Raw genomic sequence first — 16,169 nt, 5'->3', positions numbered from 1 at the left:
CAACCAAGCGCTTGAATTCAGAATCTGAAAAACGGTTTAATTTCTGATATTTCATGAAATCTATATTGAGGCAGTTTTTACTTTCGCAAGAGGTCTAGTAGATACGCTGTTTTTTGGTATATAAAGATGAGAATCAACATATCTCAGATGAGATAAAAATAATGCTTCTATTCATGTTTTATTGATGAAGGTCATTTTCTGAAAACTTAAATGATCTGTTGCTAGAATTCCCGATAGGTTGGATAGAAAATCACTTGGTTTTTAATTGCCTGATTATGATTCCAATGAGATTTTAAAGTAAGGTCAAAACAGCTTTCACCCCTCGATTGCCCAGATAAAATTACAGATTCCGAAGTGAAAATTTCCATACCTGAACCCCCATAAATCAGGTTCAAAATGAACCTCTGTCTGGGGAGGTTTTTTTATACGTAAAAATCTGTGAATTGGTTAAAATTTCTACTGAAAATCCTTTAGATAGTTGTATCGGAAACGGCTTAATTTGGGCGGTTTTATGCTATACTGTCCGACTGAATTTTAATATTGGTTCAACCTTTTTTTGGGCCAATTTTTAGCTAGATTTACGACATATAAATACAGGTCAACCTGGACCTGTAGAATAAGGAGTATGCATGAGCGTATCGGAAATTAGACCGATTGCCATTGAGGATGAACTTAAAAGCTCATATCTCGATTATGCGATGAGCGTGATTGTGTCACGTGCATTGCCCGATGTACGAGATGGTTTAAAACCGGTTCATCGTCGTGTGCTTTTCGCAATGCACGAATTAGGCAATGACTATAACAAAGCATATAAAAAGTCTGCACGTGTAGTCGGTGACGTAATCGGTAAATATCACCCGCATGGTGATTCTGCCGTTTATGAAACCATTGTCCGTATGGCCCAGGATTTTAGCTTGCGTTACCAGTTGGTAGACGGTCAAGGTAACTTCGGTTCTGTCGATGGCGATAGTGCAGCGGCAATGCGTTATACCGAAGTACGTATGCGTAAGCTGACCCATGAACTCCTTAGCGATCTTGAAAAAGATACCGTGGAATGGGAAGACAACTATGACGGTTCTGAACGCATTCCACAAGTGCTGCCAACGCGTATTCCGAATCTGCTGGTGAATGGTGTTGCTGGTATCGCCGTGGGTATGGCAACCAACATGGCACCGCATAACATGACTGAGGTCATCAATGCCTGCCTGGCGTATGCCAATGATCCAAATATCAGCATTGAAGGGTTGATGGAGCACATATCAGGTCCTGACTTCCCGACAGGCGGCATCATCTACGGTAAATCTGGCATTGTCGACGCGTATCGTACCGGTAAAGGGCGTCTGTTCATACGTGGTAAATACCATATCGAAGAAGATGCGAAATCTGGTCGTAGCACGATTGTCTTCACTGAAATTCCATATCAGGTTAACAAGGCGAAAACCATTGAACGTATCGCTGAACTGGTCAAAGAGAAAAAACTGGAAGGTATTTCAGAACTGCGTGACGAATCCGACAAGGAAGGGATGCGTATTGCGATCGACCTGAAGCGTGGTGAAAACGCTGAAGTGATCGTGAATAACCTGTTCCTGAATACCCAGCTACAAAATGCTTTCAGCATCAATATGGTCTGCTTGGATAATGGCCAGCCGAAATTGATGAACCTGAAAGACATTATTGCCGCGTTTATCCGTCACCGTCAGGAAGTAGTGACTCGTCGTACCATGTTCGAACTGCGTAAGGCACGTGAACGTGGTCATATCTTGGAAGGTTTGACGGTTGCACTGGCGAATATTGATGCCATCATTGAAACCATCAAGACTTCTGCAAACCCACAAGAAGCACGTGAACGTTTACAGGCCGGTGAATGGGCTGCAGGTGGCGTGGCTGCATTACTGGAAAAAGCGGGCGCGGTTTCTGTACGCCCTGACGAAATTGAAGGTGAAGATCCAAGCCGTCCATTCGGTATTGATGGCGAGATTTACCGTTTGTCTCCAACCCAGGTCGGTGCAATTCTGGAATTACGTCTGCACCGTCTAACTGGTCTGGAACAGGACAAGTTACAAGCAGAATATACCGAGATTCTGGGACAAATCGCAGAATACACCGCGATTCTGAATGACTTTAACCTGCTGATGAACGTGATCAAAGAAGAACTTTCTTTAATCCTGCAACAGTATGGAGATGCACGTCGTACCGAGATCGTGGAATCTCGCGTGGACTTCTCTCGTGAAGACCTGATTCCAGAAGAACAGGTGGTATTGACTGTTTCGAACTCTGGTTATGCGAAAACTCAGCCATTATCTGACTATGCGGCACAACGCCGTGGCGGCCGTGGTAAATCAGCCACTTCGATGAAAGAAGATGACTATATCCGTCATCTGATCGTCACTTCGAACCATGCGACCGTACTCTGCTTCACCAATGTCGGTAAGGTTTACCGTCTGAAAGTCTTTGAAGTACCTCAAGCCTCTCGTGGTTCCAAAGGTCGTCCAATGGTGAATCTGTTACCGCTTGAGGACAACGAAACCATTACAGCAATTCTGCCGGTGATTGATGCGCCAAAACGCTTCAAGGATCGTCTGGCAGATTTCCGCAGCTTCGTGAAAACGAATAAAGACAAGCTGCTAGAAAATGACATCATCAAGTCACACTATGCCGAGCTAGAAGCAGCCTTTGCTGAACTGGCAGATGGTGATGACTTATCCGATGCTCTGCGTTCACAGCTGAAACAGCTGGGTGTAGAACTGTCTGCAACTGATCTGGATGATGAAGTCGTTGCCGAGTTTGCTGAACAGGCAGAAAACCTGCGTAAAAACTTCTACGTATTCATGGCAACCGAGTACGGTACCATCAAGCGTGTTGAGCTGGAACAATTCTCGAATGTCCGTTCAAATGGTCTGCGTGCCATTGAACTGAATGGTGATGATACCCTGATAGGCGTGGCAATTACCGATGGCGAACAGCAAATCATGTTGTTCTCGAATGAAGGTAAAGCAATCCGTTTTGCTGAAACTGACGTTCGTGCCATGGGCCGTTCAGCGAAGGGTGTACGCGGTATGCGTGTGACCATCGGTGCGTCTCAGGTAGAAGATGTTGAAGATGTCGATGTTGAATCGGATGATGAAGACTCTTCAGAAAGCAACCTGGTTAGCCGTATCGTATCACTGGTAGTGGTTCCAGAAACTGGCGAAGTGCTGTGTGCTTCTGCAAACGGTTATGGTAAACGTACGCCGGTCGATGATTTCCCAACCAAGAAACGTGGCGGTAAGGGTGTGATTGCAATCAAGACCTCTGAACGTAACGGTGAGCTGGTGGGTGCAGTTGCGATTGATGCTTCTAAAGAACTGATGCTGATTTCTGATGGCGGTACGCTGGTTCGTACCCGTGCATCTGAAGTGGCACAGACTGGCCGTAATGCCCAAGGTGTACGTCTGATCCGTCTGGCAGAAGATGAAAAACTGGTCGGTGTTGAAGCGATCGAAGCAGTTGACGATGAAGAAGAACTGGATCTGGTTGAAGAAACCGAACAGACTTCATCTGAAACGACTGATGCTGCTGAAACAGCTCAGGATGAAGACAACACCACAGAAGAATAAGCTGTATTCTTCTTATAAAAAGGGCGCTTCGGCGTCCTTTTTTACAGATTTGATTGGAAATGAGATGATGAAAACCAAACTGATGTTACTGGCTGGACTAGGTCTGCTGGCAGGTTGTAGCAATACAGATCAGGTGCCGAATCCGAGTCCTGCGCAGGAAAAGGTAGCTGAAATTGCTTACAACGACCTGCGTGATGGCAAGTATGAGGAATTCCTAAGCTATCTGGATCCTAAACTTCAGCAGTATTTCCAGGAAAACCAGAAAACCATGAAAAAGTTTTCACATTCCATTCCGGAGGGTGAATACAAGTCCAAGACCTTGATGGTGAAAACCTTTGTGGAAGAAACCGGCAAACCGAGTGAATACAAGGTCAGCTATGAAATTGCCTATCCAAAGAATCTGGTGCAGTACGATGTCAGCTTTGACAAGCCCAATGGCAGTACCAAAATCCAGAATTTCTATATTCGGGTTTACGGGGAATAAGCTCTAGTTTAATCAAACGAAAGCTGTTTATTTTGTCGGTTTAAACGGTAATAGCCTAAGCATAAACAAATGCTTCCCACAGCCAGCAAATAGGCTAACTTGCCAAGTATCAGCGAGGTCGGCACACCCATCTGATTGAGTTGAATAAATAAATGCACGGCTTGTGTTGAAGGCAGAGTTTGTCCCAGCATTTGCATCCAGGCAGGCATGGCAGCATAGGGCCAGGCTACGCCCGAGAGCATAAACAGCGGAATCGAGGTAAACACGATGACGTGTCCAGCACGTTCCGGCATGTCCAGAAAGCTGGCAAACAGGGTGGAAATCCCAATGATGCAAAACACAAAGATAGGTACAGCCAACAGCATACCCCAGAAATTCCCGCCACGCGGATAATCAAAGTACCAGAAGGTAAAGCCAAACAGGTAGTAACAGCCCAGACAACCAATGGTCAGAATGGCCAGACTAATCCCGGACAAACGGGTCAGATTGATGATCTGTTTATTTTCCCGATACAGCGCCAACAGCATGCTCAGTCCCAGAAAAATCGTCTGATGAATAATCAACGGTGCTACAGCTGGAAATACATAACTGCCATAACCTGACAGCGGGTTAAATAGCGGAATCTGGTGAATGGATAGGGCAGGAGAAAAATGCGAAATCTCGCTAAAGCGTTCGGCATATTCACTTAAAGTATTTTCAACTGATGAAACCAATCCTAAACCGATCTGTTTAGTAATCAGGAAATTGGCAGCACTTAAATACAATCCGATCCCGCCATTTTCTCCATGCCGGATGGTCTGGGAAAGATTGTCTGGCAATAATAGGATGCCATCGGCTTGCTGGGTTTCGACCATGTGTTTGGCTTCAGCAAAATTTCCGGTAACTGCTGTAATCTGCACATTGGGACTCTGGCTAACATGACTGATAATGGTGTTACTTAGCGCACTCTGTTCTTCATCCACGATAACAATAGGTAATGCTTCTGCCTGTTCCGCCTTATATGCGGTTGGATAGAAAAAACTGTAAAACAATACCGATAAAATCAGTGTCGTGAAGATGCTGGTATTAGCAATAATATCCTTAAAAGTTTGGCAATAAGCTGCCCAAAGTGCTTTCATGAGGACACTCCTTGGGCTGTTCTTTTCAGAAAAATATAAGCTAGCACCGCATAAAGTATTACATAGACAGCGAGTACCAATAACGGTTGCAGGGACAGATAGAGCGGACTGCCAATCACCCATTGCTCAGTTTGTAATTTGGCATAGGGCGTATAGGGAATGATATTGGCCCAGAACTGGGTAAACAGTGGGGCATTGTTCAGGGGTAAAGTAACTCCAGCAAAGCTGAGCGATGAACCGCCATAGACTGCGAGTAGGCCAAAAGATTTGGTGAGATCCTTCGTGACAAGTACAACAGCACTACTGAGAAAGGCATAAGCACTATAGAACAACACTTGTGTCAATAAAATCAGTCCTAGTGATCCGGCAATAAACCAGCCACGAATTTCCACTATCCATATCATCCAGATCCAGGTCCAGACGCAGAAGATTGCCACATAGACCAGATTTTTAGACAGCAGCGCTGACCACAGGCTTTGCTGACTGATCCATTCCTGAAAGGTATGCCGTTTCAGTTCCTGACCTACCGTAAATGCCACACAGCAGCAAAGTAGCAAGTGTAGAATCGCCGGAACCATATAGGGTTCCAGATAAAATTCATAATTCAGCTGTGGGTTATACAGTGGGGAAATTTTAATATTCGGTGTAGGTGCATTCAGATAGGGGAGCGTGTTAACTAGATACTGCTTACCAGTAAATTCAGCTAGGGCTTGCAAGGTGCTGAGTAGCATGGCTGAAGAAATGGTATTACCGATACTGAAATAGCTTTGGTTGAAAGCAATACTGATTTCGGCATCTTGGGCCTTGACCAGTCGCTGCTCGGCTCCGGCAGGAATATGAATATAGCCCCAGATTTTATTTTCGTTTAATAGCTTTTCGATTTCGACCATTTGATCGGAAACGGTATGCACTTGTAAGGTATGATTCAAAGATAAATGATCATAAATCTTACTGCTCAGGCTGCTTTGATCCTGATCAATAATCGCAATCGGTAAATGATCCGGTTTGCCTTGAGCAAACATACCGCCCAGCAGAATCAGGATGCAGGCAGGTGCAAGCAGAACCAGTGCCAGATCCCACTTTTCGCGGAATAAATAGCGCAGTTCGCGCTGGATGCCTGCCCAGAATCCTGTTTGCATTTATTTTGGCTCTTGCAGTTTAAACAGCACACTCATACCGACTTTTAGCCCGGGAATGTCGTTCACTGGAACCAGATGGACTTTAAAGCTGCGCACATCATAACCGCCAGTCTGTCGGGTGGTTTTAATGGTGGCAAATTCACCTTCGGCACTGATACCTTTGACTTTAAAGGTTGCAGTTTTATTGAGTGCTGGAATAAAGCCTTCCAGCTGTTTGTTTTCACCGAGAGCCGCATATTGGTCTTCGCGAATATTCACGCTGATCCAGCGTTTTGCAGAAATTAGGCTGACCACCGGCACAGCAGCAGCGACCAGTTCAGAGACATTGCCATAGGTTTTGGAGACGGTACCATCAATCGGTGCCAATAATTCAGTTTCTGCTTCTAGTGCATTGGCTTCAGCGACTGCTGCACGGGCTATATCGACCTGAGCATCTGCTGAACTTTTCTGTTCTGGTGTACTGCCGCGTTTAGCCCGGGCATATTGCTGATAAGCAGCTTCGGTCATTTGGGATGCAGATTGTGAAGCTGCAAACAGTTCATCTCGGCGCTGGCGGGAAATGACGCCCTCCTTAAACAGGTTAGCTCCACGTTGATAGGAAGTTTTAGCGAGTTGTTCCTGTGCCTTAAGGGACTGCCAGTTGGCATATAGTGAAGCAACATTTTCGTCCTGGGAGCCACGTTCGGCGGTGGATTGCAAAGCCAAGGCAGATTGCAAAGCTGCTAAAGCCTGCTGTTTTTTTGCTTCCACTTCAGGGCTATTCAGTTTGACCAGTACTTGGCCTTTTTTGACTTCATCACCTTCATGGATATACACCGCTTCAATCCGGCTTGGCACTTTAGTCGCAACTTGCACCGTTTCTGCTTCAACCCGGCCTTGCAGTTCAATGTCTTTGGGCTGATAGGTTTTCCATAAGCCAAAACCGATTAGCGCTAGGAGTATAGGAAGCGTAGCGAGTAACAGGTATTTTTTTACAGGTTTTTCTTTTGCTGTTTCAGTCGAAAGATCCTCAGTCTGATGGTCTTGATTCATTTCTGAAGCCTGCTCATCAACTGGGTGTTCTGGCTTTTGCGCATCAGTCATGTGTGGCTCCATTAACGAATATAGTGGGTATTGGCATGTTGCATATAGTTGGGAAATTCTGCAAGCGAACCATGACTTTGCAACAGGGTGGCCAATGACATTACATATTTATAGGCATTCACCGCCATTTCCGCTTTCAGGCTACTTAGCATGTTTTGTGCATCAATCACCTGATTGGCCGTCCCAACATCTTCTTTAAAAGATAATTCCTGAATCCGCAGATTTTCCTGAGCCGCTTTTAAGTTCTGTTGTAGTAATACGTCACTTTGCTGAGCACTGACGGCTTCACTAAAGGATTTATAAATCAGGTTTTCAATTTCTTGCTGAGTGCGCGCCGTCATGAGTTCAGCAGCAAAGCGTTTCAGCTCTGCTGCCTGAATAGACTTGTTTTTATCCACGCCAGAGAACAGGTTATAGCGTGCTGCGACACCCACAATCCAATTTTCATTTTCATCCAGACTGTATTCGCCAAAGGCAAACACATTTGGTTTTTTTGCTGCTTGTTGGGCTTTGACATTGGCTTTGGCCAGTTCGGTATCCAGCTGCATTTTTTTGATCAGTGGGGAGTTCTCACTAAAGCTGCTGAGCAGAACATTGACATTTTGCGGTTCAGCACGATTGACAAATAAAGGTGTACTCAGTTCGGTAATGCTGTTGTCCTGCAACAGGTTATTCAGCTGGAACAGTGCGGCCTTGAGGTTGGCTTGGGTATTTTGCTGGGCACGCTCTGCATTGTTACGCGCTACTTCAAACTGCATGCGTTGCCCTTTGCTGATAAAGCCCTGCTGTTCTATTTTCAGGGCATTGCGATAATGCTGCTGCATAGCAGTTGCGTTAAAACGCGCTGCTTCGAGTAGCTGCTTTTGCAGCTGTACATTGAAATATGCCTGAATCAGTTCAAAGCGTTGAGTGTCCTGCTGCTGTTGATTGCTGAGTTCACTGCGACCCGCCTGAATATTGGCAATTTCTTTGGCACTACGGGTCAGGCCACCGGTATAAAGTGGCATCATCACGGAAACAGTCGGGCGAATAACTTCATCTCTCAGCACTACATTGGATGAATCAGGAATTAAACCCACTCCATCATGAATAGGTTGTTTCAGGCCTTCTTTAAGCGGGTCAGCAATATTTTGATCTAAATTAAACTCATCAATTTTATTATTTAAGCCATTGGTAAGTGACTGCTCAAGGTTATTTTTAACAGCACCTAAAGGAATATCTAATTCATTACGAAAGGCATAAGCCCGAATATTCAGATCAACCCTTGGCAAACCTATACCTTTAACCGCTTCTGCTTCAAGTTTTGCAGCCTGTTCCAGACTTTGGAAAGCCTGGTTGCTATAGCTGCGTTGTAATAACTGTCGTTCAGCATCGTGAAAGCTGATGCTTTGCGCATGTGTAAGGGTGCCATACATCATGGATGCAAGCACGGTCAAACCCCAGCAGACACGTCGTTTATTGTTCTTTATGCTCATAAAGTGGTGATGTAATTGTCACATTCATTCAGTTTAAGCTGCATTATAAATCAAGTGCTTGCAAGTCAGCGACAGATTCAGTTGTAGTATTGTGTCATCGAAAAGAGGTTCACTTTTAAAGTACTCATCAACATTGAATGAACCATGATTAAATTTCAGCCCATTGCCAAAGGATTTATTTTGATATTTGCTCTAGAAGATTACACACAAATAAAATCACTCAGTTAAGCTCTGAAAAATAAAACACATTCAAATTATCCCTCGAATCTACATTGATTTTTTGACTCTATCTTCATTCCTAGATAGAAATAATTTTGTGCAAGCTACGCCGAGATATGGTTAAATGCCATCATTTTATTGTGTTTCACTCTGAAAGGAAAAATCATGCGCGCGTACAACTTCTGTGCTGGTCCTGCTGCATTACCTACTGCCGTACTTGAAAAGGCTCAAGCTGAAATGCTTGACTGGCAGGGCAAGGGTCTTTCGATCATGGAAATGAGCCACCGTAGTGCAGACTATGTCGCGGTTGCGGAAAAGGCCGAAGCAGACCTACGCAAACTCATGAACATTCCTGAGAACTATAAAGTATTGTTCTTACAGGGTGGTGCATCTCTGCAATTCTCAGCGATTCCACTGAACCTGCTGGGCAAAAATAACAAAGCGGATTATATCCATACTGGTATCTGGTCTGAAAAAGCGTTAAAAGAAGCAAAACGCTATGGCGACATCAATGTTGTTGAAGCAGGTACCAAAACTGCAGACGGTAAATTGGCCATTGCCGATCAAAGCACCTGGAACCTGTCTGATGATGCCGCTTATGTGCATTATGCAGATAACGAAACCATCGGTGGTCTGCAATTCGCCAATATTCCAGAAACTGACAAGCCACTGGTTTGTGACTTCTCTTCAAGCATTCTGTCTGCTCCGATCGACGTGTCTAAATTTGGTCTGATCTATGCCGGTGCGCAAAAGAACATCGGTCCTGCAGGTCTGACTCTGGTGATTATCCGTAACGATCTTTTGGATCAAGCTAAACCAGAAATTCCAAGCATCCTGAAATATGCAGACCAAGCGAAAAACGGTTCTATGGTGAATACACCATCAACTTATGCTTGGTACCTGTCTGGTCTGGTATTCGAATGGTTACTGGAACAGGGGGGTGTGGAAGCGATTCACAAAGTGAACCTGCAAAAAGCGGAATTGCTGTACAGCTACATTGATTCTAGCGACTTCTATGCAAATCCGATTGCACCAGAAAACCGTTCAATCATGAATGTACCATTTACTTTGGCTAAGCCAGAGCTGGAAAAACAGTTCCTGAAAGAAGCTGAAGAAAATCACCTGTTGAACTTGGCGGGTCACCGTTCAGTCGGTGGTATGCGTGCAAGTATTTACAATGCCGTTCCGCTAGAAGGTGTACAAGCCCTGGTGAAATTCATGGATGAGTTTGCAAAACGCAATGCTTAATGTCTGAATGCGAAAAACCCAGCTCAGGCTGGGTTTTTTATGCGAAAAATTCTGGAAAAATAATTTTAAAAAACGAAGTGGTGCAATACTAAGCCACAGATCAGCATGCCCAAGACAAAAAATAGTCCTGACATCATATCAATGTCATACCCCGAGCTCAGATGAGGCTGCTCAACCTGATGTATATTTTCTTCCTGCACGATTTTCATAGATATTCTTGTCCGATCTATTTATCGTTAATTCATATTTGTTATCCGCCTTTTTATCATAAAAAATTGATTAAATAAAGAACAATCTTAATTTAACTTCACAAAGTTTTTATTTTAATTAAACCATTGAGATAAATCGGCAAATTTCCTGTTTAAATCTATAATCCACGATTGATAGGGCATTCACAATTTCCTAGATAATATTAGCGTGATTTAAAAATGAGTTTATTTAAATTTAAAACTGTGGATAAAGTGATTATTTATGAATTTAAATTTATATTTTTAATATCAGCTTGTGGATAAAAATTAATCGAAAACTAAAAATAATGAATAAAAATGAAGCGTTAAAAAATAAAGGGATATTCAGTCACGGTGAATACCCCTTTATTTTGAATTTAAACTGTGGGAAATTTAGGCAGGATGATAAATGTTGGCCTGAATCCATAAATTACCGCGAATGTATTGGCCAATGGTGAAATCCTTATGTGCAGGATTACGGGTTGCCACACGGATCAAAGTTGCCGGACGGCCTTGGTCATGAATCAGCGTCACATCATAAAGCGTGAATTCCTGATCCATAAACTGCATTGAGGTTTTCCCGACGATATTGCCTTGGAACCAGGCTTCATCTTCCTGACCAACCGTTTCACCATACAAGTAAGCTACCATTTTTGAGAAATCGACAGTGACCGGAGCCTTGTCATCTTCAGATTTTGGCTCCCAGGCATCAATCTGTTCCTGCAGGTTATCCGGTGCAATGCCATTATTGGCTGCCAGAATGTCATTTAGGGCACGGTGATGCTTGATTGAAGCTGGATCATCGACAACCAAATGTTCATGTTCAGCCACAGGTTCCAGTTCATAAGCCCAGGCATTCAGATTGACCTGATAGCTTTGATCCTTGTCATAGTGTGCATGATTGACGCTATACAGGCTGTCAAAAGCATAGACAATATTATTCAGTCCCAGATTCAGGCGTAATACCGCCTGGGTATTGGATTTGCAACTGATAATCCGTTCAATCTGTGCCTTCACTTTATAAGGACTATCAAAAGTCGGGAAAGCAGTTTTGACGGATTTAGGCTTGTTATTTTCTACCGCAATAATCTGGCTCAATTGTACAGTAGCCTTGGATGGCCCCTGGATCAGCCAGGTATTTTCATCCATATCGCATTCTTGCGTACACAGGCCCATCGGCATGACAGGCGCATCAAGTGCCTGAGTTAACCATTTCGGTACATCTGTGTCTGGGTTGTCTGTGAGTAGATTCCAGTGTTCAACATGACTACCGAAATTTTGGTCATCAACGGTGATAATCTCAGGACTGTTTGGATTTTTCATATGCACAATTGATTCAGGATTGCTGATTTATAATTAGTTAATCGAGGGTTATTCTGATTTTTCAAGTCAATCAGGTGAAATTTAAACTTAAATTGCAGTGGAGAGCTTGTCAATTTTTCCTTGCAACTGGCTATTCACCTGAGTTTAAACTTAGCAATGCCAAACAGTTACTGAATCATATCAAAAGGGTATGCAGAATCTCGGGTCGGGTCGGGCAGCATTTGCTAGAATAGCATTTATCATTTTTCATGCCAGGCTATTGCGTGTTGCCATTTAAACTTTGGGTCGATGCCGATGCATTGCCCCGTATTCTTCGAGATGTAATTATCCGTGCCTCAGACCGTTATCAGCTGGAAGTAACTTTCGTTGCCAATCAGCCGGTGGGGATTACGCCCTCAATCCGGATCAATTCTATTCAGGCTTTAAGCGGGGCAGATGCAGCAGATCAGGAAATCGTGGATCGCATGAAACAACACGACATCGTGATCACGCAGGATATTCCGCTGGCAGCACAGGTGATTGAAAAGGGCGGTATTGCCATTCATCCACGTGGGGAAATCTATACTTCCGCTAATGTCAAAGCACGCCTGCATCTACGTGATTTTATGGATACCTTGCGAGGTGCTGGTGTGCAAACAGGTGGACCTCCACCCATTTCAGAACGTGATAAACGTGAATTCTCAAGCGCTTTAGACCAGACCATCCAGAAACAGAAACGTAAAACTGCTATTAAATAGAACGAGATTTATATGCCCAAACCAAGTAACCTGATGGTGACCTATGCTTTATTGGTTTTCATCTGGTCCACCACACCACTGGCAATTGTCTGGAGTGTGGAAGATCTGCATCCGATGTGGGCATTGGCGATCCGCTTCTTTTTGGCACTGCCTTTGGCGTTAGGGCTACTCTGGTTATTCAAAACCAAACTGCCTTTGGATCGTGTTTCCCTGCATAGTTATCTGGCGGGTGCCTTCAGTTTTATCGGTTCGCAAATCTTTACCTACTGGTCTACGGAATATTTAAGCTCCGGCATTATTGCCTTGATGTTTGGGCTGTCACCGCTGATTGCCGGATTAATTGGCCGTTTTGTCTTTCAGATGCATCTGTCTCTAAACCAATGGCTCGGCATGGCCATTGCCTTAACCGGACTTTCCATTATTTGTCTGGGTGATGCAAATCAGCATGTACAGCCGGTCGGGATTATCATTGCCCTTACCGGGGTGCTGGTTTACTGCATGTCGATGTATTGGGTGAAGAAAATCAATGCACCGATTGATCCGATGGCTCAGGCAGCGGGTTCGATAGCTTTATCGGTCATTTTCTCGATCGGCATGTTGCCATTTATCTGGCAATACGCACCCACAGCAATGCCGCATGCCAAGTCCTTGTTCGGACTGGTGTATGCAGTGATTATGGCTTCATTGATCGCGATGTTCTGTTATTTTAAACTGGTTCAGAAGATTAAACCGACAACCTTGTCTTTAACCAATGTATTGACGCCGATGCTGGCTTTGATGATTGGGGCGGTATTGAATAATGAAAAGTTGCCGCTGATTGCTTTAGTAGGAGTGGTGATTTTATTGTCTGGTCTGGTGGTGTATTTCTTGAAAGAGATTCGGGCGAGCCTGCAAGCCCGCCAGGATATTTAGTCACTGAACTGCTTTATTGTTCCAGTGACGCTTTCACACATTCTCCAATTTTGGCACGGTCCTGCGGATGCAAGGTCACAAAGTAAGCACCGGTACGATATTTACCATTTTCTTCCGCACGGCTATAAACCACCTGTGCAATCGCAGCGACATGGAAGAAGTTTTCCGGGTGGCTTAAGGTCAGGTGAATATAGGTACCATCACTGATTGGATCATCACTAAAGAAGCTTAAACCCGACTCGGAAAAGTTGACCTGCTCCGGTACCGGTAACATGGTTTGTACAATGGCGTCGTACAAAGAACCGGTAATCAGGTTTAATTTTTGGTTGAATAAGGATAAGATTCGAGCAATTTGTTGATCTTTTTCAGCTAATTGTTCTAATTCGTAGTTAAGCGCGTGATCAAATTGATCTAACTCCGCAAGTAGTAGAAAATAGCGGGGCAATGCGAAATTTGGATCATAAGGATCGTTTAAGGCAACATCGTCGGAAATAATCTGATAATTAATTCGTATGGCAGCATCAATACGTGACATGACGCGTCGTTCTGCGAATCCGTTCTGATGCTGTGAATTTTCCATAATTTATTACCTCGGACTAGATGGTTATGTTCAAACCAATCTCGCTGTACATAGGGTTGAAATATACTCGCGCACGGCGCAGTAACCACTTTATCTCTTTTATCGCTTTAGTTTCTATGATCGGCCTCACGCTCGGTGTGGCAGTCCTCATTACCGTGTTATCGGTAATGAATGGTTTTGATCGAGAATTGAAAAATCGCGTCTTGGGAATGATACCTCAAGCCACTGTTTCCTCAACACAAATTTTAACAAATTGGCCTGAACTTGCAAAGAAAGTTGAACAGCATGAACACGTTCAAGGCGTAGCTCCCTTTACCCAGTTACAGGGGATGTTGACGGCACAAGGTCAGGTTGCCGGGATTATGGTGACCGGGATTGAACCTCAGTATGAGAAAAAAGTTTCGATCATTCAGAACCATATGGTCGAGGGTAGCATTGATCAGCTGAAAAAAGGTGAATTTGGCATTGTTTTAGGCAAACAAATGGCGGACTCGATGGGTGTCGGATTAAACGATAGTATTACCCTTGTATTGCCAGAAGCGACGCCGTCACCAGCGGGTGTGGTGCCACGATTTAAACGCTTTAAAGTTGTGGGTATTTTCAGTATCGGCGCTGAAGTTGATTCGATGATGGGCTATATCGCTCTGAATGATGCTGCGACCTTATTGCGTCTGCCTGATGGTGCACAAGGCATTCGTATGAAGCTGGATGACATTTTTATGGCACCGCAAGTTTCACGTGATATCGTGATGAATCTACCTGCGAATTTCTATGCATCAGATTGGACATATACCCACGGTAATCTGTTTAGTGCCATTCAGATGGAAAAGGCGATGGTCAGTCTGTTATTGTTCCTGATTGTTTTAGTTGCGGCATTTAACATCGTTTCATCGTTAGTGATGGTGGTCACTGACAAAAAATCTGATATTGCGATTCTGCGTACCTTAGGCGCTTCACCAGCTACCATTACTAAAATTTTTATGGTACAGGGGACTGTGATTGGTGTGATTGGGACCTGTGCTGGGGCTATCCTCGGCATTATCGCGGCGACCAGTATCAGTAGTCTGGTGGGTTGGCTGAACAATAGCTTAGGTCTGCATATGTTTGATGCCTACTTCATCAACTATTTGCCATCTTATCTGCGCTGGCAGGATGTGGTGGTGATTGTAGCGTTATCGCTTGGTTTAAGTTTTGTGGCAACTATCTATCCAGCCTTCCGTGCAGCGAAAATCCAGCCAGCGGAGGCATTGCGTTATGAGTAATCTGATTTTAGATGCCCAGAATATCCAGAAATCTTTTACCGATGGCAAATCTACTGTTGAGGTGATTCGTGGCCTGTCGCTACAGGTGCAAGCAGGTGAGTTTGTTTCAATTGTCGGTTCAAGTGGTTCAGGTAAAAGTACTTTGCTGCATGTGTTGGGTGGTCTAGACCGTCCAACTGCGGGTCAGGTCTTAGTGAACGGTAAACGTTTCGATACTTTGTCTGAAGCAGAACGTGGTTATGTGCGAAATGAACATTTAGGTTTCGTGTACCAGTTCCATCACCTGTTGCCAGAATTTACTGCGCTGGAAAATGTGGCGATGCCACTAATGCTACGTAAAGGCACTAAATTTAAAGATGTCAAACCGCAAGCGGAATATTTGCTGGAACGTGTTGGCTTAAGCCATCGTCTTACTCATAAGCCGGGTGAACTATCTGGTGGTGAACGTCAGCGTGTTGCGATGGCTCGTGCCTTGGTGGGTAAGCCTAAACTGATGATGGCGGATGAACCAACGGGTAATCTGGATCGTAAAACGGCAGTGAAAATTTATGAATTGCTCAGTGAATTACGTCAGGAATTTAATATGGCGATGCTGATTGTGACCCATGATGAACAGCTGGCAAAATCAGCAGATCGTATCCTGCATATGCAGGATGGCCTATGGGTCAATGATTAAACACATCAACAAAATATTGGAATAATCCTGTTTGATTGAAGCTCACCTCGGTGGGCTTTATTATTGCCTGTAAGAAAAATAATAATGAAA

The 16,169-nt window shown here is 44.2% G+C and carries 14 protein-coding genes; 7 read left to right on the top strand and 7 right to left on the bottom strand.

The window, feature by feature from the left end; all coding sequences use genetic code 11:
* Positions 1 to 629: 629 nt before the first annotated feature.
* Positions 630 to 3,596, top strand: a complete 2,967-nt coding sequence (gyrA, locus tag GW12_RS01940; RefSeq protein ID WP_034582707.1) for a DNA gyrase subunit A — start codon at positions 630 to 632, stop codon at positions 3,594 to 3,596.
* Between the two features lie 67 nt (positions 3,597 to 3,663).
* On the top strand, positions 3,664 to 4,080 hold the full coding sequence (locus GW12_RS01935) for a DUF4878 domain-containing protein (RefSeq protein WP_034582715.1): 417 nt from the start codon (positions 3,664 to 3,666) through the stop codon (positions 4,078 to 4,080).
* An 8-nt stretch (positions 4,081 to 4,088) separates the two neighbouring features.
* Here GW12_RS01935 and GW12_RS01930 read toward each other — a convergent pair whose 3' ends face one another.
* From GW12_RS01930 to GW12_RS01915, 4 genes are all read right to left on the bottom strand, one after another.
* Positions 4,089 to 5,198 carry an ABC transporter permease gene (locus tag GW12_RS01930; protein ID WP_034582704.1) on the bottom strand — a complete coding sequence of 370 codons (1,110 nt, stop codon included), beginning with the start codon at positions 5,196 to 5,198 and terminating at the stop codon, positions 4,089 to 4,091.
* Positions 5,195 to 6,337 (bottom strand): ABC transporter permease, encoded by a 1,143-nt coding sequence (locus GW12_RS01925; RefSeq protein ID WP_034582703.1) that lies wholly within the window; start codon positions 6,335 to 6,337, stop codon positions 5,195 to 5,197. The genes GW12_RS01930 and GW12_RS01925 overlap by 4 nt, the downstream gene beginning before the upstream one ends.
* A complete protein-coding gene (locus tag GW12_RS01920; RefSeq protein ID WP_375730984.1) occupies positions 6,338 to 7,369 on the bottom strand; it encodes an HlyD family secretion protein in 1,032 nt (343 codons plus the stop codon).
* A 62-nt stretch (positions 7,370 to 7,431) separates the two neighbouring features.
* Positions 7,432 to 8,895 (bottom strand): TolC family protein, encoded by a 1,464-nt coding sequence (locus tag GW12_RS01915; protein WP_034582700.1) that lies wholly within the window; start codon positions 8,893 to 8,895, stop codon positions 7,432 to 7,434.
* Between the two features lie 384 nt (positions 8,896 to 9,279).
* Here GW12_RS01915 and serC point away from each other — a divergent pair, with 384 nt between their 5' ends.
* Complete coding sequence (gene serC / locus GW12_RS01910) at positions 9,280 to 10,362, top strand: 3-phosphoserine/phosphohydroxythreonine transaminase (RefSeq protein WP_034582698.1); 1,083 nt, start codon at positions 9,280 to 9,282, stop codon at positions 10,360 to 10,362.
* A 65-nt stretch (positions 10,363 to 10,427) separates the two neighbouring features.
* Here serC and GW12_RS15825 read toward each other — a convergent pair whose 3' ends face one another.
* Both GW12_RS15825 and GW12_RS01905 read right to left on the bottom strand, forming a co-directional pair.
* A complete protein-coding gene (locus tag GW12_RS15825) occupies positions 10,428 to 10,571 on the bottom strand; it encodes a hypothetical protein (RefSeq protein ID WP_171077646.1) in 144 nt (47 codons plus the stop codon).
* 411 nt (positions 10,572 to 10,982) lie between these two features.
* Positions 10,983 to 11,912: a hypothetical protein gene (locus tag GW12_RS01905; RefSeq protein ID WP_034582695.1), complete on the bottom strand. Its 930-nt coding sequence runs from the start codon at positions 11,910 to 11,912 to the stop codon at positions 10,983 to 10,985.
* A 248-nt stretch (positions 11,913 to 12,160) separates the two neighbouring features.
* Between GW12_RS01905 and GW12_RS01900 the strand changes: the two genes are divergently transcribed.
* Positions 12,161 to 12,649: a YaiI/YqxD family protein gene (locus GW12_RS01900; RefSeq protein ID WP_161788370.1), complete on the top strand. Its 489-nt coding sequence runs from the start codon at positions 12,161 to 12,163 to the stop codon at positions 12,647 to 12,649.
* Positions 12,650 to 12,661: 12 nt separating this feature from the next.
* Positions 12,662 to 13,561, top strand: coding sequence for a DMT family transporter (locus GW12_RS01895; protein WP_034582692.1), 900 nt, complete (start codon positions 12,662 to 12,664; stop codon positions 13,559 to 13,561).
* A 13-nt stretch (positions 13,562 to 13,574) separates the two neighbouring features.
* Here the strand turns inward: GW12_RS01895 and GW12_RS01890 are convergent, their stop codons facing one another.
* The gene (locus GW12_RS01890; protein ID WP_034582689.1) at positions 13,575 to 14,141 is read right to left on the bottom strand and encodes a PilZ domain-containing protein; all 567 of its coding nucleotides are present in this window, start codon (positions 14,139 to 14,141) and stop codon (positions 13,575 to 13,577) included.
* A 26-nt stretch (positions 14,142 to 14,167) separates the two neighbouring features.
* Between GW12_RS01890 and GW12_RS01885 the strand changes: the two genes are divergently transcribed.
* Together GW12_RS01885 and lolD are read left to right on the top strand one after the other, a co-directional pair.
* A complete protein-coding gene (locus tag GW12_RS01885) occupies positions 14,168 to 15,403 on the top strand; it encodes a lipoprotein-releasing ABC transporter permease subunit (protein WP_034582685.1) in 1,236 nt (411 codons plus the stop codon).
* On the top strand, positions 15,396 to 16,079 hold the full coding sequence (gene lolD, locus GW12_RS01880) for a lipoprotein-releasing ABC transporter ATP-binding protein LolD (protein ID WP_034582684.1): 684 nt from the start codon (positions 15,396 to 15,398) through the stop codon (positions 16,077 to 16,079). Before GW12_RS01885 ends, lolD begins: the two co-directional genes overlap by 8 nt.
* Positions 16,080 to 16,169: the final 90 nt, after the last annotated feature.

It is taken from the genome of Acinetobacter sp. HR7, from assembly GCF_000773685.1.
Taxonomy (GTDB): domain Bacteria; phylum Pseudomonadota; class Gammaproteobacteria; order Pseudomonadales; family Moraxellaceae; genus Acinetobacter; species Acinetobacter thermotolerans.
This window is presented reverse-complemented; position numbering and strand designations above follow the sequence as displayed.